This window comes from Streptomyces sp. NPDC027672 (assembly GCF_055566335.1).
In genome coordinates, this window is record NZ_JBVHSO010000012.1 from 226,559 (window position 1) to 248,556 (window position 21,998).

The window sequence follows — 21,998 nt, forward strand, 5'->3', positions numbered from 1 at the left end:
CCTCACATCCGGAAGACGCCGAACCGGGGCTCTCCCAGCGGCGCGTTGGCGCAGGCCGTCAGGGCGAGACCGAGGGCCTGACGGGTGTCCAGCGGGTCGATCACGCCGTCGTCCCAGAGGCGGGCGGTGGCGTAGTAGGCGTTTCCCTGGCGTTCGTACTGCGCGCGGACCGGCGCCTTGAACGCCTCCTCTTCCTCGGCCGGCCACTCCTCGCCGCGCGCCTGGAGCTGGTCCCGCTTGACGGTGGCCAGCACGGACGCGGCCTGCTCGCCGCCCATCACGGAGATCTTGGCGTTGGGCCACATCCACAGGAAGCGCGGGGAGTAGGCCCGGCCGCACATCGAGTAGTTGCCCGCGCCGTACGACCCGCCGACCACCACCGTCAGCTTCGGCACGCGCGTGCAGGCGACCGCCGTGACCATCTTGGCGCCGTGCTTGGCGATGCCGCCCGCCTCGTAGTCCTTGCCGACCATGAAGCCCGAGATGTTCTGGAGGAAGAGCAGCGGGATGCCGCGCTGGTCGCACAGCTCGATGAAGTGGGCGCCCTTCTGGGCGGACTCGGAGAACAGGATGCCGTTGTTGGCGACGATCCCGACCGGGTGGCCGTGGATCCGCGCGAAACCGGTGACCAGGGTCTGCCCGAACTCGGCCTTGAACTCGGCGAACCGGGAGCCGTCGACCACGCGCGCGATGATCTCGCGGACGTCGTAGGGGGTGCGGGAGTCGACCGGGACGGCGCCGTACAGGCCGTACGGGTCGACCTTGGGCTCGACGGCCGGCCGGACCTCCCAGGGCGGGGACGGCCGGGCCGGGAGCGTGGACACGATGGTCCGGGCGATCCGCAGCGCGTGCGCGTCGTTCTCCGCGAGGTGGTCGGTGACTCCGGAGACCCGGGAGTGCACCTCGCCGCCGCCCAGCTCCTCCGCGGTGACGACCTCGCCGGTGGCCGCCTTCACCAGGGGCGGGCCGCCGAGGAAGATCGTGCCCTGGCCGCGGACGATCACGGCCTCGTCGCTCATCGCCGGCACATACGCCCCGCCCGCCGTGCAGGAGCCGAGGACGACCGCGATCTGCGGGATGCCGGCGCCCGACATCCGGGCCTGGTTGTAGAAGATCCGGCCGAAGTGGTCCCGGTCGGGGAAGACCTCGTCCTGCATCGGCAGGAAGGCGCCGCCGGAATCGACCAGGTACAGACACGGCAGCCGGTTGTCCAGGGCCACCTCCTGGGCGCGCAGGTGCTTCTTGACCGTCATCGGGTAGTACGTGCCGCCCTTGACGGTGGCGTCGTTCGCGACGATCACGCACTCGCGTCCGGAGACCCGCCCGATCCCGGCGATCACGCCGGCGGCCGGGGCCTGCCCGTCGTACATCCCGTCGGCCGCGAGCGGGGCCAGCTCCAGGAAGGGCGAGCCCGGGTCGAGCAGGGTGTCCACCCGGTCCCTGGGCAGCAGCTTGCCGCGCGCGGTGTGCCGCGCCCGCGCCCGCTCGCCGCCGCCGAGCGCCGCCGCGGCCAGTTTGCCGCGCAGCTCCTCGACGAGGGCGAGATGGGCCCGTTCATTGGCCCGCCAGCCCTCCGACGCGGGATCTGCCGCGCTCTGAAGCTCCGGTGCCTCGTGCATCCTGCGGTCCCCTCACCCGGTGTTCGACCTGTTAATGAGCGTTAACCATTTCCTCTAGGTTAACGAGCGCTAACCTCGCTGTCTAGAATTGTCGGCATGGCCAGCAGAACCGACGCCCCCACCCGCCGCCAGCAGATCCTCAAGGAGGCCGCGCGGCTCTTCGCCGACCGCGGTTTCCACGGGGTCGGCGTCGACGAGATAGGAGCCGCGGTCGGCATCAGCGGACCCGGTCTCTACCGCCACTTCCCCGGCAAGGACGCCATGCTCGCCGAGCTGCTGGTGGGCATCAGCGGCCAGTTGCTCACCGGCGCCCGGCGGCGGCTGGCGGAGGCCGACGGGGTGCCCGCGAGCCGGGTCCTGGACTCGCTCGTCGAGGGCCACATCGACTTCGCCCTGGACGACCGCCCGCTGATCACCCTGCACGACCGGGAGCTGGACCGGCTGCGCGACAGCGACCGCAAGCTGGTGCGGCAGCTCCAGCGGCAGTACGTGGAGCTGTGGGTGCAGGTGGTCCGCGAGGTGTATCCGGGCCTGACCGAACCGGCCGCCCGCTCCGCCGTCCACTCGGTCTTCGGCCTGCTCAACTCCACCCCGCACCTCGGCCGCGCCGGCACCCTGCCCGGCCGCGGGGCGACGGCGGCCCTGCTGCACCGGATGGCGCGCGGGGCCTTCGCGGCGGCGGGGGAGGGGTAGCGGCCCGTGCCGGTGCCGGGCGCGCCGCGGGCGTGCCCGGCCGGGCGTGACGCGCATTACGGCCGGGTCCCTCTGGACGGGGTTCCGTACTCGCCGGTACGGTGGATGAGCAAGCGCTTAGACATGCCGAAGTCATGCCAAGGTACGTGGAGGTGGCGGCGTGCGCCGTACGGTGTTCAACGAGGATCACGAGGCGTTCCGGGAGACCCTTCGCGCCTTCATCGAGGCCGAGGTCGTCCCGGTGTACGACGAGTGGTTCGCCGCCGGCCAGGCGCCGCGCGACTTCTACTACAAGCTGGGCGAGCTGGGCGTCTTCGGCATCAGCGTGCCCGAGGAGTTCGGCGGCGCGGGCCTGGACACCCACAAGTTCGAGGCCGTCCTGTACGAGGAGACGGCGCGCGCGGGCGTGCAGTTCGGCGGCTCCGGCGTGCACGTGCTGCTCGCCCTGCCGTACCTCAAGATGCTGGCCACCGAGGACCAGAAGAAGCGCTACCTGCCGAAGTTCGTCACCGGCGAGGAGATGTGGGCCATCGCGATGACCGAGCCGGGCACCGGTTCGGACCTCGCGGGCATGAAGACCACCGCCCGGCTGAGCGAGGACGGCACGCACTACGTCCTCAACGGCTCCAAGACCTTCATCACCGGCGGTGTCCACGCCGACCGCGTGATCGTGTGCGCCCGCACCTCCGCGCCCACCGCCGAGGACCGCCGGCACGGCATCTCCCTGTTCGCCGTGGACACCAAGTCCGAGGGCTACTCCATCGGCCGCAAGCTGGACAAGCTGGGCCTGCGCACCTCCGACACCGCCGAGCTGGCCTTCGTCGACGTCAAGGTGCCGGTCGAGGACCTGCTCGGCGAGGAGAACAAGGGCTTCTTCTACCTCGGCCACAACCTGGCCTCCGAGCGCTGGGGCATCGCCTTCGGCGCCTACGCCCAGGCCAAGGCCGCCGTCCGGTTCGCCAAGCAGTACGTGCAGGAGCGCACCGTCTTCGGCAAGCCGGTCGCCCACTTCCAGAACACCAAGTTCGAGCTGGCCGCCTGCCAGGCCGAGGTGGACGCGGCCGAGGCCGTCGCCGACCGCGCCCTGGAGGCGCTGGACACCGGCGAGCTGACGCCCGCCGAGGCCGCCTCCGCCAAGCTGTTCTGCACCGAGGTCGCGCACCGCGTGATCGACCGCTGCCTCCAGTTGCACGGCGGCTACGGCTACATGAACGAGTACCCGATCGCCCGCCTGTACGCGGACAACCGCGTCAACCGCATCTACGGCGGCACCAGCGAGATCATGAAGACGATCATCGCCAAGGACATGGGCCTGTAAGGACGCCGTCACGACCGGGCGGTATACCTGCACGTCATGAGCCAGGCACTCAAGGACCTCCTCGATCTGCTCGACCTGGAGCAGATCGAGGAGGACATCTTCCGCGGCCAGTCCCGCTCCGCCGTCGTCCCGCGCGTCTTCGGCGGGCAGGTCGCCGCGCAGGCGCTGGTCGCCGCCGGGCGGACGGTCCCCGCCGACCGGGCCGCCCACTCCCTGCACGCGTACTTCCTGCGCCCCGGCGACCCGGGCGCGCCGATCGTCTACACCGTGGACCGCATCCGGGACGGCCGGTCCTTCACCACCCGCCGGGTGGTCGCCGTCCAGCACGGCAAGCCGGTCTTCCACCTCTCGGCGTCCTTCCAGACGTACGAGGAGGGGCTCGACCACCAGGAGCCGATGCCCGCCGCGCCCGACCCGGCGACCCTGCCCACCTCCCAGGAGCGGCTGCGCGGCTACCGCCACCTCGCGCCCGAGGTCGTCGACAGGTTCCTGGAGGCCCGCGAGGCGATCGACCTGCGCTACGCGGACGAGCCGCCGTACGGCCGGTACGGCGAGCCGCGCGAGCCGCGCTCCCAGGTGTGGTTCCGCACCAACGGCAAGCTGGACGGCGACGACCCGCTGCTGCACGTCGTCCTCGCCACCTACGTCTCCGACATGACGCTGCTCGACTCCGTGCTGCTCGCGCACGGGCGCGGCGGCTGGGCCGTCGGCGATGTCGTCGGCGCGTCCCTGGACCACGCGATGTGGTTCCACCGGCCGTTCCGGGCCGACGAATGGCTGCTGTACGACCAGCAGTCGCCGTCCGCGCACGGCGGCCGCGGCCTGGGCCAGGCGCGGATATACACCCAGGACGGACGGCTCGCCCTGACGGTCATCCAGGAGGGTGTTGTCCGCGTGCCGAGACAGCCGTGACGGATGCGCCCTTCCGGATGACGTGCGCCACATGCGGGACTAGGCTCTTGGAGTGAAAGCCGCAGTGAACGGCATGCCCCTTAACCGGGTTTCCGGACCAACGGACTCCCGGCCGCAGCACCCGACCGGCGCGAGACGCACGGGTGGACTGTGAGGGTGTCGGTGAAGAGCCGTTTTCGTTCCATGCCGCTGCGGTGACACCCGAAGACCGCGCCGCATCCTCCTCAGGAGCCGCGGCGACGGCCATCACCTCGCCCTTCCCTCCGGGGAACCGCGAGAGACGATGATGGAAGGTATTCCCATGCGATCACAGCGCACGAGGCGTCTTGTCGCGTTGTCCGCCTCCGGCCTGCTGCTGGCCGGCGGTGCCGCGATCGGCACCGCCGGAACGGCCGCCGCCTCGGAACACAGCGGCGACAGTTCCTACAGCCAGAACCACGGCGGCTGGTGGAACAACGACGATGACGACTACGGCCGCGGCGACCACGGCGGTGGCTACGACAACGGCGGCTACGGCGGCGACAACGGCGGCTATGGCGGTGACCATGGCGGCGGCTACGGCGGCGACCACGGTGGCGGTGGCGACCACGGCGGTGGCGGTGGCGACCACGGCGGCGGCGGTGGCGACCACGGCGGCGGTGGCGGCGGTCACGGCGGCGGCGGTGGCGGCGGTCACGGCGGCGGCGGTGGCGGCGGTCACGGCGGCGGTGGCGGTGGCGGTCACTGATCCGTCCCGGATCCGACACGGCGTGCGGCCCCGTTCGCGGGGCCGCATCCCCCTTTTCCCGGGCTCAGTCAGGGTTTCCCGGGCTCAGGCCGAGAGCCCGGCGGACCGTCAGGACAGACCCGCCTCGGCCAGCAGGAACGCCGTCATCGGGTCGTAGTGGCGCGGGCTGACCACGTGGTCGTCGAGCGGGACGACCACCTGCACCGTCCCCTCGGCCTCCGCGAGGAACAGCGCCGGGTCGTTGCAGTCGGCGTACCCGACGGAGTCGACGCCGTGCTGTCCCGCGTACCCGGCCCAGCCGTGGTCGGCGACCACCAGGTCGGGCAGCGCGCGCCCGGCGCGCTCCAGCCCGGTCAGGATGGCCCGCATCGGCTCTCCCGAGTGGGTGTGCCACAGCGTCGCCCCGTGCTCCAGCACGGCCACGTCCGCGAACTGCATGACGTACCCCTCGTCCGTCTGCAGTCCCTCCGGGATGACGACGATCTCGCAGCCGGCGGCGCGCAGCGCGGCGGCCGTGGCCCGGTGCACGTCCAGCAGCCCGCCCGGATGGCCGGTCGCGAACAGCACCCGCTGCCGGCCCGCGGCTGCCTTGCGCAGCCGGGCCGCCATCCGCTCCAGCGCGTCCACGGTCAGTTCCGGGTCGATGGTGTCCTGCCCGTGCCGGTACTCCGGGTCGTCGTTGACGCCCACCCGCTCGGCCATGACCGCGAGCACGTCCTGCTCGTCCGTCCAGCGGTCGCCCAGCTCCAGGCCGAGCCAGAAGGTGCGGACACCGTTGGCGAGCTGACGGTAGTGGGAGAGGTTGTTCTCGCGGGGCGTGGCGACGTCCCCCGCGATACGGGTGCGCACCAGATGGTCGACGAGCTGGGCGCGGCTGGGTGTCCCGGATATCGGCATGGCTCCCATTGTGGGGCAGCGTGCCGCGCGCGTCCTCGGCATATCGCCCGCTGGGACGGGCGTCACGCCTCAGCCCCGCCGCAGCGCGAACCACAGCTCCATGCGCGTGTCCGGGTCGTCCAGATCGGTCTCCAACAGGGCCGCGCAGCGGGCGATGCGCTGCCGCACGGTGTTGCGGTGCACGCCCAGCGCCACCGCCGTACGGTCCCAACTGCCGTGCAGCGACAGCCAGGTGCGCAGGGTCTCGGCGAGCGCCTCCCGGCCGGCGAGCGGGGCGAGCAGCGTACGGGCGTGCGTCTCGGCCTCCGCGGGCGGCACCAGGTCCGCCAGCGCCGGCCGGACGGCGTGCCGCAGCAGCGGGACCCGGGTGGCGCGGGCCCGGGCGAGCGCGCGGGCGGCCTGGGTGTCGGCGGCCGGCCACTCGCGCGGCCCGGCCGGGGCGCTCACCCCGAGTGTCCAGCCCGGCTGCGGCCGCGGCGCCCGGCCGGCGGGCACCAGCACCCGTACGACGTCCCGGGCGAGGTCGACCAGCGGCGAGCCCAGGGCGGCGCCGAGCGCGGAGGCGGCGACCGGGTCCGGCGCCTGGCCCTGCGGCCGGGCGTGTACGACGAGCCAGGGCCCGGTCCCGAGCAGCGGCGCCGCCTCCTCGGGCGCGGCGCCCAGCAGCAGCCGCACCAGCGCGGAGGACCGGGCGGCGCCGGCCCCGCTGTGGTGCTCCCCGGTCAGCAGCGCCAGCAGGACGGCGGCGACCGAGGCGATGGTGTGGTCACCGGGTTCGCGCCGGTCGCCGGCCACGCCGAGGACGAAGCCCTCGCCGGCACCGAGGGCGTAGACGGCGAGGTGAGCGGCGCCGAAGGTGGCCGTGGCGGACGCGGGACGGGGCCGGGCGGCGGGAGGCGGCGCGGCCGGGGGAGCAGCGGGCGGGGCGCCAGGCGGCGGGGCGGCGGGCCGGGACGCGGATGCGGGCGGGGAGGCGGGCCGGGGTGCGGGTCTGACGACGGCGGACAGGTCGGCCAGGGCCGTGCGCAGGCCCTCCGGAGCCTCCGGGCCCGCTCCCGCGACCTCCGTGCCGTCGGGGCCGTACAGCACCGCCCGGCCGCCGAGGTGCCGGGCGAGCCGGCGCAGCACCGAGGGCACCGGGTCCGGCCGGGAGGCGGCCGCGGCCAGACCCTGCTGGGCCTCGGTGACCCGGCGCAGCTCGGCCAGCCGGGCCTGGGCCATGAGCTGCCAGACCGCGCGGGCCACCGCCGAGAACGTGGTCTGCGGCGGGACCTCCAGCAGCGGCAGGCCGTGCCGGTCGCAGGCGGCGGCCAGGGCGGGCGGGACCGTGTCGTGCACCGGCGCCACCCCGAAGCCGAGGGCCGCGCCGCCGGCCGCCACGATCCGGGAGACGTAGCCGTCGAAGTAGTCGCCCGGCCCCGGCACCGGCACCTCCCGGCCGGCGGCACCCCGGCCGCCATCGGCCCCCGCGGGGAGGTCCGGGCCGGTCGCCGCCGGGAGGTCCGTCCCGTCCGGGCCGGCCCCCGCCGGGATGTGCACCCCGGCCGTGAGCAGCAGTTCGCCGCCCAGCAGATACGGATAGGGGTCGGCCATCTCCGAGGTGTGCGCCCAGTGGATCACGATGTCCGGGCCCGCCGGTCCGGCGATCTGCCGCAGGGCCAGGTCCTCGCGGGCCAGCAGCGCCTGGAGCGGCACCGGCGGGGTCGGCGGGACGGCCGGGGCGGTCGTCTCCGGCATGGTGTGCCATCCCTCCATTCCACCCCGTCCCTATGGATGAAACGTACACTTCGCAGTCGCTTTCCGGCCACCTACTGTCAGGGGAGCACGGCAGCCGCGGGTACGGGCGGATGTCCCCGCGAGCCGCTGCCGGCCCCACACCGAAGCAGTTGCACGACACGCCACCGGACAGTGCGCGAAGGAGGACCGCCCCATGGCCGTCGACTACACCGTGATCGTCGTCTATCTCGCCGGCATGCTGGCCATGGGCTGGTGGGGCATGCGCCGCGCCAAGTCCAAGAGCGAGTTCCTGGTGGCCGGCCGCCGGCTGGGCCCCGCCCTGTACTCCGGCACCATGGCGGCGATCGTCCTCGGCGGCGCGTCCACCATCGGCGGCGTGGGCCTCGGCTACCGGTACGGCCTGTCCGGCGCCTGGATGGTCTTCACCATCGGCCTCGGACTGCTCGCCCTGTCGGTCTTCTTCTCCGCCCGCATCTCCCGCCTGAAGGTCTACACCGTCTCCGAGATGCTCGACCTGCGCTACGGCGGCCGGGCCGGCCTGATCTCGGGCGTGGTCATGTGGGCGTACACCCTCATGCTCGCGGTGACCTCCACCATCGCCTACGCCACCATCTTCGACGTGCTGTTCGACGTGAACCGCACGGTCGCGATCATCCTCGGCGGCGCGATCGTCGTGGCGTACTCCACCCTCGGCGGCATGTGGTCCATCACGCTGACCGACATGGTGCAGTTCGTCGTCAAGACCATCGGCGTGCTGCTCCTGCTGCTGCCCATCGCGGTCGTCAAGGCGGGCGGCTTCGGCGCGATGCGGGCCGAGCTGCCGGCCGGCTACTTCGACCCGCTGGGCATCGGCGGCGAGACGATCTTCACCTATGTGCTGATCTACACCTTCGGCATGCTGATCGGCCAGGACATCTGGCAGCGCGTGTTCACCGCCCGCAGCGACCGCACCGCCCGGTGGGGCGGCACGGTGGCCGGCACCTACTGCCTGGCCTACGCCCTGGCCGGCGCGGTGATCGGCACGGCCGCCAAGGTGCTCTACCCGCACCTGGGCAGCGCCGACGACGCCTTCGCCACCATCGTCAAGGACGAACTGCCCGTCGGCGTGCGCGGCCTGGTGCTGGCCGCCGCCCTGGCCGCCGTGATGTCCACCTCCTCCGGCGCCCTGATCGCCTGCGCCACCGTCGCCAACAACGACATCTGGTCGCGGCTGCGCGGCCTCGCCCGGCGGTCCGGGGAGCACGACGAGGTGCGGGGCAACCGCGTCTTCATCCTGGTCATGGGCCTCGCCGTGATCGGCACCGCGATCGCGCTGAACGACGTGGTCGAGGCGCTTACCGTGGCCTACAACCTGCTCGTCGGCGGTCTGCTGGTGCCCATCCTGGGCGGCCTGCTGTGGAAGCGCGGCACGGCCGGGGGCGCGCTGGCCGCCGTCGCCGTCGGCGGCCTGGCCGTCATCGGCCTGATGGCCGGCTACGGCATCCTCGCCAACGAGCCCGTCTACTACGGCCTGTTGGCCTCCCTCGCGGCCTACGTCGTGGTGTCCCTGGCCACCAGGCCCACCGACGAGGCGGTCCTCGCCGCCTGGCGCGAGCGCCTCGCCGGACGGTCACCCGAACTCCCGTCCGAAGCGGTCCCGGCTCACCAGTAGAGTCGTATGACAAGAAGTACAAGCAGTGCATGCGCGACGAAGCGCAGGAAAGAAGGCATTCCGCTATGAGCAGCAACGAGACGCCCCGCGGCCCCGTCGACTCCTCCCGCGTCCCGCGCTACGCCGGCCCCGCCACCTTCGCGCGGCTGCCCCGCCTGGACGAGGTCGGCACGGCCGACGTCGCCGTGGTGGGCGTGCCGTTCGACTCCGGCGTCTCGTACCGGCCGGGCGCCCGCTTCGGCGGCAACGCCATCCGCGAGGCGTCCCGGCTGCTGCGCCCGTACAACCCGGCGCAGGACGCCTCGCCGTTCGCCCTCGCGCAGGTCGCCGACGGCGGCGACATCGCCGTGAACCCGTTCAACATCAACGAGGCCGTGGAGACGGTCGAGGCCGCCGCGGACGACCTGCTCGGCACCGGCGCCCGGCTGATGACCCTCGGCGGCGACCACACCATCGCCCTGCCGCTGCTGCGCTCGGTCGCGAAGAAGCACGGCCCGGTGGCCCTGCTGCACTTCGACGCCCACCTGGACACCTGGGACACCTACTTCGGCGCCGAGTACACCCACGGCACCCCGTTCCGGCGCGCCGTGGAGGAGGGCATCCTCGACACCTCCGCCCTCTCCCACGTCGGCACCCGCGGCCCGCTGTACGGCAAGCAGGACCTCACCGACGACGAGAAGATGGGCTTCGGCATCGTCACCTCGGCGGACGTCTACCGCCGTGGCGCCGACGAGGTGGCCGACCAGCTCCGCCAGCGCATCGGCGACCGCCCGCTGTACATCTCCATCGACATCGACTGCCTGGACCCGGCGCACGCGCCCGGCACCGGCACCCCGGAGGCGGGCGGCATGACCTCCCGCGAACTGCTGGAGATCCTGCGCGGGCTGGCGTCCTGCAACCTGGTCTCGGCGGACGTGGTGGAGGTCGCGCCGGCGTACGACCACGCCGAGATCACCTCGGTCGCGGCCTCCCACACGGCGTACGAACTGACCACCATCATGAGCCGCCAGATCGCGGCGGCCCGGAAGGCCCCGGAGGCGAAGTGACCCACGACCACGACCTGGTACTCCGCCCGACGCCGGCGCAGATCACCGCCGCCCTGAACCCTCCCGGGGGGCGCAACGGCGGAGACCTGGTCGTGGAGACGCTGGCCGGGCTCGGCGCGACGACCGTCTTCGGCCTGCCCGGCCAGCACGCCCTCGGCATGTTCGACGCCCTGCGCCGCTCGGCGCTGCGCTATGTGGGCCTGCGGGTGGAGAACAACGCGGGCTTCGCCGCGGACGCGTACGGCAGGGTCACCGGCGAGGCGGCCCCGCTGCTGCTCTCCACGGGCCCGGGCGCGCTGACCTCGCTGGCCGCGCTCCAGGAGGCGGCGGCGGCCAGCGCGCCCGTCCTGGCGATCGGCAGCCAGATCCCGGTGGCGGGCCTGGGCGGGGCCCGCAAGGGCTACCTCCACGAACTCCCCGACCAGTCGGCCGCGTTCCGGGGTGTGGTGAAGTCGGTTCACACGGTCCGCAGCCAGTCCCAGATCCCCTCCGCCATCGCGGCGGCCTGGAAGTCGGCGCTGACGGCACCGCACGGCCCGGTGTGGGTGGAGATCCCGCAGGACGTGCTGCTGGCTCCGGCCGCGCTGCCGGTGGTGACGGCGATGGACGCCACCCCGGACGAGCTGGTCCCGCGCCCCGAACTGACGGCGCTGGCCGCCCACTTGCTGTCGCACGCGGCCCGCCCGGCGATCATCGCGGGCGGCGGGGTCGTACGGTCCGACGCCTCGGGGAAGCTGCGGCTGCTGGCGGAGAAGCTGAACGCGCCGGTGGTGACGACGTTCGGCGGCAAGGGCGCGTTCCCGTGGCACCACCCGCTGTCCCTCCAGTCCTGGCTGGAGGACCGGTACACGACGGACTTCCTTCAGGACGCCGACGTCCTGCTGGTGGTCGGCTCGGGCCTGGGCGAACTGTCCTCGAACTACCACACGTTCGCGCCCCGGGGCCGGGTGATCCAGATCGAGGCCGACCTCGGCAAGCTGGAGTCCAACCACCCGGCGATCGGCATCCACGCGGACGCCCGCCTGACCCTCCAGGCCCTGCTGGAGACGGCACAGGACCGCCCGGACGAGACGGCGCCGGGGCGGGTGCGTGAGCTGCTGGCGAAGGTGGCGGCCCGCATCGACGGGCAGGACCTGACCCTGGAACAGCACGTGCTGTCGGCCGTCCGCCGCGCTCTGCCCGCCGGTTCCCCGTCCTTCTGGGACATGACGATCCTGGCGTACTGGGCCTGGTCGGCGTTCGACGCGCAGGGCCCGAACCTCATGCACTCCGCCCAGGGCGCGGGCGGCCTCGGCTACGGCTTCCCGGCGGCCCTCGGCGCGGCGGTGGCCGACCCGACGCGCCCGGTCCTGGCGGTCTCCGGCGACGGCGGTGCCCTGTACTCGATCGCCGAACTGGCCACGGCCAAGCAGTACGGCCTCCCCGTCACCTGGCTGATCGTCGACGACGGCGGCTACGGCATCCTGCGCGAGTACATGACGGACGCCTTCGGCCAGGCCACGGCGACGGAACTCACCCGCCCGGACTACGTGGCCCTGGCGGAGTCCTTCGGCGTCCCGGCAACCCGCGCCACCCCGGAAACCCTGGAGGAGTCCCTGTCCGAGGCCCTGTCCACCCCGGGCCCGTCGGTGGTCGTACTCCCGGCGGTCCTGCGGATGTTCGCCCCGACACACCTGGGCTGATCACCGGTCGGCAACCCCAACGCACCGCGAGCGCACCGGCGATGACAGGGCAGCGGCCCTGCTCGCCCGGTCACCGCCCGTTTCGGCGAGCGCCGGACGAGGGATGACCAGAGGTGAGCGAAGGAGGGGCCGGGATGAGCAGCCGGGAATCGGAGCGGCAGCCCGAACACCAGCGCGTCGCCGAAGCCCGCAAGGGGGCCGGGGTGTTCGTGCGGGACTTCCGGCCCGTCCGCCGCCGGGGCATCGAGCGGCTCGCGCGGGAGGGGTGGGCCGAGGGGCGGTCCGTCTGGTCCACCGACATCGGGGACCGGGAACTGGCAGTGGACTCGGTTGAGGTGACGGAGGAACCGGCACCCGCCGGCGTGGCGGCCGTCCTGGGACTCGGCGAGGACGCGCCCGCCTGTGTCCGGCGGCGCCGCTTCGTACTCGACGGCAAGCCGGTACTGCTGGCCACCTCCTACCTGCCGGCCTCCCTCGTCGCGGGCACCCCGGTCACCCGGCCGGACACCGGACCGGGCGGCACGTACGCGCGGCTCGCGGAACTGGGGCGCGGGCCCGTCCGGTTCCGGGAGGAGATCCGCTCCCGGATGCCCTGCGCACAGGAGGCCGAGCGGCTGGCGCTTCCCGCGGGCGTCCCCGTCGTACTGATCGCGCGCACCGCCTTCGACGCCGAAGGGCTCGCCGTCGAGGTCAACGAAATGGTGCTGGACGCGTCGGCCTACGTGCTGGAGTACGACTTCGGGGCCTGAACCGCCGGTGAGGCGGAAGTGCCCCGGCAGCCAAGCGACTTGATGGCCGGAAGGTGCCGACCCGGTCGACGCGTGGCCAGTATGCTCTGAGTCGCTGGTGCTTCGATCGCCGTCCAGTGCTCCGGTCCGCCAGGGCCGGATCCCGCAGCGCGGGACGCTACGGCGAGAGGAGCGCTGGCATGGCAAGGAGAAGGCGTGGCACGACAGAGAGCGAGCCGGACCCACTTCCCCGATGGGTGCGGGTCACGGTCGCGATCCTGACGCCACTGGCCCCCCTTGTCGCGGTGTGTGTGGAGGCGTTCGCCAAGTAGGGCGACGTCGCGGATGGGATTCGGGCCGAAGGGACGACTTCGCCGCATGGCGAGGTGAGTCCGACCGGCCTCTAATCGGCCGGACCCACCCGGCGCATGCGCTGCGGTCTGGCTCCGGTGGCACCCGGGGCCAGACCCCGCCGCGCTGACGTGCACCGACGAATGCGCGCCTGTACCCCCGGGTGGCGCCCATCAGCGCAGCGCACGTCACCGGCAACTCTAGCCAAAGCCGTCCGCACTGGACGGTTATCGGAATCAGGCGAACATCCCGGCCTGATATGCCCACTCGCGGGGGCTCTGGGAACGGCCGCGCCCCGGTGAATCGGTGATGATCCGGCAAAGAACCGCCCTGTTCCGAACGTGCGTGCAACTTTCGACCACTCTGGCGAGTCCCATCAGGCAGCGCACGGGTGCGCTCAACGGCGTTCAGGGGGACGCCCGTACGAACCTTCAAGGGGACTTTTCCATGACTCACCGGACCTCCGGCCGGACCGGCGCGCTCGCGGCCGCCGTCAGTGCCGCACTGCTCATACCGGCCGTCGCCGCCGCCACCCCGGCCGCCGCGGCGACACCGGCCGTGGCCTGTACGTCCGCCAAGGCGGGCCTGGCCACGAAGCTGAAGAAGGACATCACGGCCGCCCTGGCGAACCGCAAGGGCACCGTCGCGGTCGGCCTGTACGACCGCAGCACCGGCACCACCTGCACCCTCCGGGCCACCAGCGCCTACGACTCGGCCAGCACCGTCAAGGTCACCGTGCTCGCCACGCTGCTGTGGGACGCCAAGAAGCACAACCGGTACCTGACGAGCACCGAGCAGTCGCTCGCCAAGGCCATGATCACCCAGTCCGACAACAACGCGACCAGCAAGCTGTGGAAGCAGCTGGGCCTGACGAAGATCAAGGGCTTCCTGGCGGCCGCCAAGATGACCAAGACCGTGCCGGGCACGGGCGGTTACTGGGGTCTGACCCAGGAGAACGTCAACGACGAGCAGAAGCTGCTGAAGCTGATCACCGCCAAGAACAGCGTGCTCAGCGACAACTCCCGCGCCTACATCCTGAAGCTGATGGGCCAGGTCGTCTCCTCGCAGCGCTGGGGCACCCCGGCCGGCGCCCCGTCCTCCGTCTCCGTGCACGTCAAGAACGGCTGGCTCCAGCGCTCCACGCACGGCTGGCGGGTGCACAGCCTGGGCACCTTCAAGGGCGCCGGCCACGACTACATGATCAGCGTGCTGACGCAGGACAACGCCACCATGAACTACGGCGTGACCACCATCCAGAACGTGGCCAAGGCGATCCACAAGGACCTGGTGCCCGCCACCTCCGGCGTCACCCGCTACACCCCGACCAGCGAGCCGCGCGAGGCGTTCGTCGCCGCGCCGCGGGGCTGACCCTTCACGAGGCGGCTTCCCGCACGCCACCGGCCGCTCCCAGGGGGCGGCCAGGCGCCTGAGCACCGTACTCGCCGGCCTCGCCGCCGGCCCGGCGGCGGTCGACTGCCCGACCGCCGCCGGACCCGCCGCCTCCGGGCCCGCCACCGCCCCGGCCCGCCGTGCCGCTCCCCGCACGTCGTCCTCGACCGCGTCTCCGACGCGCTCGGCAAGACGGCGGACGGCGGACGGCGTACGAGGGCCCTACGCCGGCAGCCTCTCCGCCCCCGCCGCGCTGTACAGGGCGCTGCCCATGGGGGAGCCGTCGCCGGTGACGTGGGCGCGGATGGACGCGATGTAGTCGTCGCGGCCGATGCGGCCGTCACCGTCGGCGTCCAGGGCCGTGAACGCCGCTTCGGCGTTGGCGGCCGGGTTGTTCAGCGCGGTGCGCAGGGCGGTGAACTCGGCGAGGCCGAGGGCGCCGTCGTGGTCGGTGTCGGCGAGGTCGAAGAGCGCGCCGAGGACGGGTGCGCAGACGGTGTCGAACGCTTCGGCGCCGGCCCATGCCGCGTACTGGTCGAAGGCCAGCCTCCCGTCGCCGTCGGCGTCCATCGACTCCCAGGCGCGCTCGCCGAGGGTGCGCGCGGTGACGACGGCCGGGTCGTCCTGGTCCAGCCCCATGGCGCGCGCCACGTTCGTGGTGCGCGCCAGGTACTCCTCCCGGGAGACGATGCCGTCGCCGTCCGCGTCCAGCATGGCGAAGACGAGCTGCTGCGCGGCTGTCTGGTTCATCGTGGTTCCTTCCGTCGTGGCGTCGGATGTGAGCGCACCGCATGACGCCTTGGTTGTCCTCTCCCTCCGCCTGCCGATCAAGACGCCATCCGGGGGGCGCGGAGGCGTCTTCGCACGCGTGCCGCGCGTCGCGCGCGGGTGGCGTGCTTCAAGGAGCCGGCGCCGGCAGATACGGGCGCGGGTAGATGCAGCCCTTGTGGAAGATCGCAATCCGTGGAGGGTGGATGTTCGGCAGACACAGCACTGCGGTGGCAGTCGGTTCCCTGGCCCTGGTGGGCTCGACGGTGGTGTGGGCCCCGGCCGGCCAGGCCCATGAGCCCGTGCGCACGGAGGGCGTGGTGTGCACGGGCCCCAGCACCAGCACCTACGATCCGCCCCTCGGCCTGTTGCCCCAGCAGACCCACGTCCGGACCCAGGCGAGCTACACCTGCGGGATCGCCCCCGGCCGGACGGTGCCGGCCACCGGCTCCATGGAAGGGACCTCGCCCGGGGCGTCCTGCGTCACGGTGAACAGCCCGCGCCTGGAGGAAGTCGTCCGCTACGCCGACGGGAAACGGTCCTCGATCGTGTACGACAGCAGCACCAGCATCCGGGTCGCCGGCGTCCTCGTGGTCAGGCTGTCGGGCCGGGTCGTCGAGGGCCGCGGTGCGGGGCTGTCGGCGCACCGGATCGTTGCCGCGCTCCCCAGCGAGCTGCCCACCGCCTGCCTGCTGTCCGGACTGCGGGGCAGCAGCGGTGAGGCACAACTGGAGATCCTGCCGTGAGCGGGGCCTCGGCGGGCATCCCCACCGAACCGATCGGCAGCCTCCCCCGGCCCGCCGAGCTGCTCGCCGCCATGGCGGACCACGCCGCGGGCCGGATCGGCGACGACGATCTCGCCGCCGCCCAGGACCGCGCGGTGGGCGACACCGTCCGCCGTCTGGAGGACCTCGGCTCCCCGGTCGTCACCGACGGCGAGCAGGCCAAGCCCAGCTTCGCCACCTACCCCCTGACCGGTCTGAAGCACCTCGCGCCCGACGGCGCGGTCATCCCGTTCGCCGACGGACACCAGCGGCGGCTGCCCCGCCTGACGGCCGGACCCCTGCGCTACGGCGTGTACGCCGACCGCTACCTCCAAGCGGCGCTCCGGCACGCGGCCTCCCCGGTGAAGCAGGCCGTCATCGCGCCCTCCGCGCTCAGCCTCCTCTACCCGCCCGACGGCATCGACGGCTACCCCCGCGAAGCCTTCCTCGACGACCTCACCCGCGAGGCCGAGACGGACATCCGCCGGTGCCTGGACGCCGGAGCCCACCGCGTCCAGATCGACTTCACCGAGGCCCGTCTCGCGCTGAAGATCGACCCGAGCGGAAGCCTGCTGGAACAGTTCATCGCCCTCAACAACCGGGTCCTGGCACGCTTCTCCGCCACCGAACAGGCCAGGATCGGCATCCACACCTGCCCCGGCGGCGACCAGGACTCCACCCACAGCCTGGACGTCGACTACGCGCTGCTGCTGCCGGCGCTCCTGAAGCTGGAGGCCGGCGCCTTCTACGTCCAGCTCGCCAGCGAGCGGGACCCGGACCGGGTCCTCGCCGTGCTCGCCGAGCACCTCCCCGACCGCGCGCACGTGTTCATCGGCGTCATCGACCCCATCGACCCGCGGATCGAAACGCCCGAGGAGGTGCGCGACCGGGTCCTGGCCGCCGTCCGTCACCTGCCGCCGGACCGCCTGGGCACCTGCGACGACTGCGGCTTCTCCCCCTTCGCCGACGACACCTCCACCTCCCGCGACACCGCCTTCGCCAAGATCAGGGCCCGCGTCGAAGGCACCGCCCGGGCGGCCCGCGAACTCGGCGTCTGACCTGAGCGAAGGCCCCCGCGGTCACCGAAGCCGGCCGGTGACCGCGGGGACCCGCGTCACGACGGCCCGCACGACCCGTTGGTACGACGGCCCGCACGACCCGTCGGTGTCGTGCGGGCCGTCGCCGGCCGAGGAGCCGCGGCGGCAGATGCGCCACCGGCAGGCGCCGCGAGCCTCGCCCGCCGGTGGTCACCCGCCGTGACGGCGAGGACCGCCCGCAGACCGCCGTGGTGAGCGACGGCAGCCAGGACCCGGCCCAGACGACCAGGTCTTCTTCCTGCGGTCCGCCGCAGACGACCAGGCCCTCCTTCCTGCGGTCCGCCTCCGACCGCGGCCGGCGCAATTGTTGCGGAGGGATGAAATCCGCATCCGCCGGCGTTGGTGCTTTCCGGTAGACCAGGTCGACAGGGAGGCACCCGCGTGGCAGCGCAACGGGGATGGGCACGGCGGCTGGCGGGGTACGCCTGGCGGTATCCGAAGGACGTCGTCCTCGCCCTCGGCTCCTCCCTCGCCGGCATGGCCGTCATGGCGGTCGTCCCGCTGATCACCAAGGTGATCCTCGACGACGTGATCGGCGACCACAGCCGCCCCATGGGCCCCTGGGCCGGCGCCCTGGTCGGCGCCGCCGTCCTCGTCTACGCCCTCACCTACGTCCGCCGCTTCTACGGCGGCCGGCTCGCCCTGGACGTCCAGCACGACCTGCGGACCGCGATGTACGGCACGATCACCCGGCTGGACGGCCGCCGCCAGGACGAGCTGTCCACCGGGCAGGTCGTCGGCCGGGCCACCAGCGACCTCCAGTTGATCCAGGGCCTGCTCTTCATGCTCCCGATGACCATCGGGAACGTCCTGCTCTTCCTGATGTCCCTGGTGATCATGGCGTGGCTGTCGCTGCCGCTGACCCTGGTCGCCCTGGCCGTCGCGCCCGCCCTCGGCTGGATCGCCCGGCGCAGCCGCACCCGGCTGCACCCGGCCACCTGGTACGCCCAGGCGCAGGCCGCAGCCGTGGCCGGTGTGGTCGACGGCGCGGTGAGCGGCGTGCGCGTGGTGAAGGGCTTCGGGCAGGAGGAGCAGGAGACGAACAAGCTCCGCGAGGTCGGCCGCCGGCTGTTCGCGGGCCGTCTGCGCACCATCCGGCTCAACAGCAGGTACACCCCGGCGCTCCAGGCCGTCCCGGCGCTCGGCCAGGTCGCCATGCTGGCCCTCGGCGGCTGGCTGGCGGTGCGCGGGCACATCACGCTCGGCACCTTCGTGGCCTTCTCCACCTACCTGGCCCAGCTCGTCGGCCCGGTCCGCATGCTCGCGATGGTGCTCACGGTCGGCCAGCAGGCCCGGGCCGGTACCGAGCGGGTGCTGGAGCTGATCGACACCGAGCCGTCCCTGGCGGACGGCACGAAGACCCTGCCCGCCGACGCGCCCGCGTCCGTCGAGTTCGACGACGTGACCTTCGGCTACGAGGACGGGCGCCCGGTCCTGGACGGGCTCGGCTTCGAGATCCGGCCGGGCGAGACCCTCGCCGTCGTCGGTTCCTCCGGTTCCGGGAAGTCCACCCTCGCGCTGCTGCTGCCGCGCTTCTACGACGTGACCCACGGCGCCGTCCTGATCGGCGGCCACGACGTCCGCGAGCTGACCCTGGACTCGCTGCGGGCCGCGATCGGACTCGTCCCCGAAGATTCGTTTCTCTTCTCCGACACCCTCCGCGCCAACATCGCCTACGGCCGCCCGGACGCCATCATGGAGGAGATCGAGGCCGCCGCCCGCGCCGCCCAGGCGGATCGTTTCATCCGAGAGCTGCCCGACGGTTACGACACCAAGGTCGGCGAGCACGGCCTCACCCTCTCCGGCGGCCAGCGCCAGCGTGTCGCGCTCGCCCGCGCCCTGCTCACCGACCCGCGCCTGCTGGTCCTGGACGACGCCACCTCGGCCGTGGACGCCCGCGTCGAGCACGAGATACACGAGGCGCTGAAGCAGGTGATGCGGGGCCGCACCACCCTGCTCATCGCCCACCGCCGCTCCACCCTGAACCTCGCCGACCGCATCGCCGTGCTCGACGGCGGCCGGCTCGCCGACCTCGGCACCCACGAGGAGCTCCAGGAGCGCTCGGCCCTCTACCGCCGGCTGCTCACCGACCCGGACGAGCTGGGCGGCGCCTCCCCGGGCCCCGTCCGCCCGGCCGAGCCCGCCGAGGACACCTCCGTCCGCGAGGAGCTGGACGCCGAGTACGACGCCGAGCGCGGTGTCACGCCCCGGCTGTGGACCGGCGACCGCACCCCCAGGGACCCGGCCCTGGCCGGCACCCCGGCCACCCCGGACCTCCTCGCCCAGGTCGACGCGCTGCCGCCGGCCACCGACACCCCGGACATCGACGAGGGCCGCGCGGTCCTGCCCGAGGAGTCCTACGGCCTGCGCCGGCTGCTGCGCGGCTTCGGGCGCCCCCTGCTCGTCAGCCTGCTGCTGGTCGCCGTGGACGCGGGCACCGGTCTGCTGCTGCCGGTGCTGATCCGGCACGGTATCGACTCCGGTGTGACGAAGGCGGCCACCGGCGCGGTGTGGTCGGCCTCGCTGCTCGCCCTGCTGACCGTGCTGGCGCAGTGGGCCGCGCAGACCGGCGAGATCCGGAAGACCGGCCGTACCGGCGAACGCGTGCTGTACGCGCTGCGGCTGAAGATCTTCGCCCAGCTCCAGCGGCTCGGCCTGGACTACTACGAGCGCGAGCTGACCGGCCGGATCATGACGCGGATGACGACGGACATCGACGCCCTGTCGACCTTCCTCCAGACCGGCCTGGTCACGGCGTTCGTCTCGGTCGTCACCTTCTTCGGCATCATGGTCGCGCTGCTGGTGCTCGACCTCCGGCTCGCGCTGGTCGTCTTCGCGACCCTGCCGCCGCTGGTCGTGGCCACCTTCTTCTTCCGCCGGGCCAGCGTGAAGGCGTACGAGCTGGCCCGCGAGCGCGTCTCCGCGGTCAACGCCGACCTCCAGGAGACCGTGGCCGGGCTGCGGATCGTGCAGGCCTTCGGGCGGGAGCGGGACGGCGCGCGGCGGTTCGCCGAGCGCAGCGACGGCTACCGGCGCGCCCGCGTCCGCGGCCAGCGGCTGATCTCGGTCTACTTCCCGTTCGTGCAACTGCTGTCCTCGGTCGCCGCGGCGGCCGTGCTGATCGCGGGCGCGGGCCGGGTGGAGGCGGCCACGCTCACCACGGGCGCCCTGGTCGCCTACCTGCTCTACATCGACCTGTTCTTCGCGCCCGTCCAGCAGCTCTCCCAGGTCTTCGACGGCTACCAGCAGGCCACGGTCTCGCTCGGCCGCATCCAGGAGCTGCTGCGCGAGCCGGCCTCCACCGAGTCCGCCGACGCGCCGCTCGACGTGCTCTCCCTGCGCGGCGAGATCGTCTTCGAGGACGTGCACTTCGCGTACGGCGACGAGGAGGAGGCCCTCGCGGGCGTCGATCTCAGGATTCCGGCCGGGCAGACGGTGGCCTTCGTCGGCGAGACGGGCGCCGGCAAGTCGACGCTGGTCAAGCTGGTCGCGCGGTTCTACGACCCGACCGCCGGACGGGTCACGGCCGACGGCACCGACCTGCGCGCCCTGGACCTGACCGCCTACCGGCACCGGCTCGGGGTCGTGCCGCAGGAGGCGTACCTCTTCCCGGGCACGGTCCGGGACGCCATCGCCTACGGCCGCCCCGACGCCACCGACGCCGAGGTGGAGGCGGCCGCCCGGGCGGTCGGCGCGCACGAGATGATCGCCCGGCTCCCGGGCGGCTATCTGCACGAGGTCGCCGAACGCGGCCGGAACCTCTCGGCGGGCCAGCGCCAGCTGATCGCGCTCGCCCGCGCCGAGCTGGTCGACCCGGACGTCCTGCTGCTGGACGAGGCCACGGCCGCGCTGGACCTGGCCACCGAGGCGCAGGTCAACCAGGCCACCGACCGGCTGGCGGGCCGTCGTACCACGCTGGTGGTCGCGCACCGGCTGACCACGGCGGCGCGCGCCGACCGGGTGGTGGTGATGGACCGCGGCCGGGTCGCCGAGGACGGCACCCACGAGGAACTGCTGGCCCGCGACGGCCGGTACGCCGAACTGTGGCGGACCTTCGTCGGCCAGTCCGAACCGGAGGAGCCGGTCGGCGCGGCCCGCTGAGGCCGTGGCCGGCGGGCCGGACGGCCGGCGGCCGTGCAACCATCCGGTACCCCCGTGCGTCCGTACATCAGTACGGGCACGGGGGAGTGTGTGACCGGGTACGGGGAGGACGAGAGTGGACAGTGGTGCGATACGCCGGCGGCTGGCACTCGGCGCGGCCGTGCTGGCCGCGTCCGGCGCGCTCGCGCTGACGGCGACGGGGACCGCCCAGGCCGCGTCCGGGACCTGCGGCGGGAGAGAGGTGCGGACGCTGCCGTTCAAGACCGGCGTCACCCACGTCTACAAGCGGGACGGCTACGTCTGTGCCGTCACCGTCGCCCGGCACCCCGGCCCCGTGCGGACCATGTCGGTCAGCGTGCAGGCCCGCGGCAACCGGCCGGTCGTCGACAAGGGCCGCTACACGCACCACGCCGGCCCGGTGACCGTGCAGGCCGGCCACCGCTGCGTCTGGGTCAAGGGCGCGGTGGGCGCCTACTCGGTCAGCTCGGGCTGGATCCTGTGCTGAGCCGCTGAGCCGC

16 protein-coding genes and 1 pseudogene are annotated in these 21,998 nt (G+C 73.1%); 13 read left to right on the forward strand and 4 right to left on the reverse strand.

The annotated features are described in order from the left end of the window. Window positions 1-2: 2 nt before the first annotated feature. Complete coding sequence (locus ACZ4SV_RS27680; RefSeq protein WP_365874378.1) at window positions 3-1,619, reverse strand: carboxyl transferase domain-containing protein; 1,617 nt, start codon at window positions 1,617-1,619, stop codon at window positions 3-5. A gap of 96 nt (window positions 1,620-1,715) precedes the next feature. On the opposite strand from ACZ4SV_RS27680, the gene ACZ4SV_RS27685 reads away from it, so the two are divergent. The 4 genes from ACZ4SV_RS27685 (at window position 1,716) to ACZ4SV_RS27700 (ending at window position 5,269) form a co-directional block, all read left to right on the forward strand. Continuing rightward, window positions 1,716-2,312, forward strand: coding sequence for an SACE_7040 family transcriptional regulator (locus ACZ4SV_RS27685; protein ID WP_365874376.1), 597 nt, complete (start codon window positions 1,716-1,718; stop codon window positions 2,310-2,312). Between the two features lie 160 nt (window positions 2,313-2,472). After that, window positions 2,473-3,630, forward strand: a complete 1,158-nt coding sequence (locus ACZ4SV_RS27690) for an acyl-CoA dehydrogenase family protein (protein WP_468007282.1) — start codon at window positions 2,473-2,475, stop codon at window positions 3,628-3,630. A 36-nt stretch (window positions 3,631-3,666) separates the two neighbouring features. After that, window positions 3,667-4,542: an acyl-CoA thioesterase gene (locus ACZ4SV_RS27695; protein ID WP_365874372.1), complete on the forward strand. Its 876-nt coding sequence runs from the start codon at window positions 3,667-3,669 to the stop codon at window positions 4,540-4,542. Window positions 4,543-4,843: 301 nt separating this feature from the next. Further along, window positions 4,844-5,269, forward strand: coding sequence for a hypothetical protein (locus ACZ4SV_RS27700; RefSeq protein ID WP_468007284.1), 426 nt, complete (start codon window positions 4,844-4,846; stop codon window positions 5,267-5,269). 108 nt (window positions 5,270-5,377) lie between these two features. Here the strand turns inward: ACZ4SV_RS27700 and ACZ4SV_RS27705 are convergent, their stop codons facing one another. Together ACZ4SV_RS27705 and ACZ4SV_RS27710 are read right to left on the reverse strand one after the other, a co-directional pair. Next, window positions 5,378-6,166 carry a phosphatase gene (locus tag ACZ4SV_RS27705; RefSeq protein ID WP_365874368.1) on the reverse strand — a complete coding sequence of 263 codons (789 nt, stop codon included), beginning with the start codon at window positions 6,164-6,166 and terminating at the stop codon, window positions 5,378-5,380. A gap of 69 nt (window positions 6,167-6,235) precedes the next feature. Further along, complete coding sequence (locus ACZ4SV_RS27710) at window positions 6,236-7,921, reverse strand: PucR family transcriptional regulator ligand-binding domain-containing protein (RefSeq protein WP_468007286.1); 1,686 nt, start codon at window positions 7,919-7,921, stop codon at window positions 6,236-6,238. Window positions 7,922-8,096: 175 nt separating this feature from the next. Here ACZ4SV_RS27710 and ACZ4SV_RS27715 point away from each other — a divergent pair, with 175 nt between their 5' ends. The 5 genes and pseudogenes from ACZ4SV_RS27715 (at window position 8,097) to ACZ4SV_RS27735 (ending at window position 14,729) form a co-directional block, all read left to right on the forward strand. Beyond that, on the forward strand, window positions 8,097-9,554 hold the full coding sequence (locus ACZ4SV_RS27715) for a sodium:solute symporter family protein (RefSeq protein ID WP_468007288.1): 1,458 nt from the start codon (window positions 8,097-8,099) through the stop codon (window positions 9,552-9,554). A 65-nt stretch (window positions 9,555-9,619) separates the two neighbouring features. Beyond that, window positions 9,620-10,600, forward strand: a complete 981-nt coding sequence (gene speB / locus ACZ4SV_RS27720) for an agmatinase (protein WP_365880951.1) — start codon at window positions 9,620-9,622, stop codon at window positions 10,598-10,600. After that, the gene (locus tag ACZ4SV_RS27725) at window positions 10,597-12,282 is read left to right on the forward strand and encodes a thiamine pyrophosphate-binding protein (protein WP_468007290.1); all 1,686 of its coding nucleotides are present in this window, start codon (window positions 10,597-10,599) and stop codon (window positions 12,280-12,282) included. The genes speB and ACZ4SV_RS27725 overlap by 4 nt, the downstream gene beginning before the upstream one ends. Window positions 12,283-12,404: 122 nt before the next feature. Then, a pseudogene (locus ACZ4SV_RS27730) lies at window positions 12,405-13,031 on the forward strand (GntR family transcriptional regulator); the annotation flags it as partial. Window positions 13,032-13,808: 777 nt separating this feature from the next. Beyond that, on the forward strand, window positions 13,809-14,729 hold the full coding sequence (locus tag ACZ4SV_RS27735) for a serine hydrolase (RefSeq protein WP_468007292.1): 921 nt from the start codon (window positions 13,809-13,811) through the stop codon (window positions 14,727-14,729). Between the two features lie 243 nt (window positions 14,730-14,972). Here the strand turns inward: ACZ4SV_RS27735 and ACZ4SV_RS27740 are convergent, their stop codons facing one another. Then, the gene (locus ACZ4SV_RS27740; protein ID WP_468007294.1) at window positions 14,973-15,500 is read right to left on the reverse strand and encodes an EF-hand domain-containing protein; all 528 of its coding nucleotides are present in this window, start codon (window positions 15,498-15,500) and stop codon (window positions 14,973-14,975) included. 248 nt (window positions 15,501-15,748) lie between these two features. Between ACZ4SV_RS27740 and ACZ4SV_RS27745 the strand changes: the two genes are divergently transcribed. The 4 genes from ACZ4SV_RS27745 to ACZ4SV_RS27760 all read left to right on the forward strand — a co-directional run bounded on the left by ACZ4SV_RS27745 (window position 15,749) and on the right by ACZ4SV_RS27760 (window position 21,985). Beyond that, entirely contained in the window at window positions 15,749-16,264 is a 516-nt protein-coding gene (locus tag ACZ4SV_RS27745) for a hypothetical protein (RefSeq protein ID WP_468007296.1), read from the forward strand. Further along, window positions 16,261-17,340: a cobalamin-independent methionine synthase II family protein gene (locus ACZ4SV_RS27750; protein ID WP_468007298.1), complete on the forward strand. Its 1,080-nt coding sequence runs from the start codon at window positions 16,261-16,263 to the stop codon at window positions 17,338-17,340. The genes ACZ4SV_RS27745 and ACZ4SV_RS27750 overlap by 4 nt, the downstream gene beginning before the upstream one ends. Before the next feature lie 420 nt (window positions 17,341-17,760). Next, window positions 17,761-21,480, forward strand: a complete 3,720-nt coding sequence (locus tag ACZ4SV_RS27755) for an ABC transporter ATP-binding protein (protein WP_468007300.1) — start codon at window positions 17,761-17,763, stop codon at window positions 21,478-21,480. Between the two features lie 115 nt (window positions 21,481-21,595). Continuing rightward, complete coding sequence (locus ACZ4SV_RS27760) at window positions 21,596-21,985, forward strand: hypothetical protein (protein ID WP_365880345.1); 390 nt, start codon at window positions 21,596-21,598, stop codon at window positions 21,983-21,985. The last annotated feature ends 13 nt before the right edge of the window (window positions 21,986-21,998 follow it).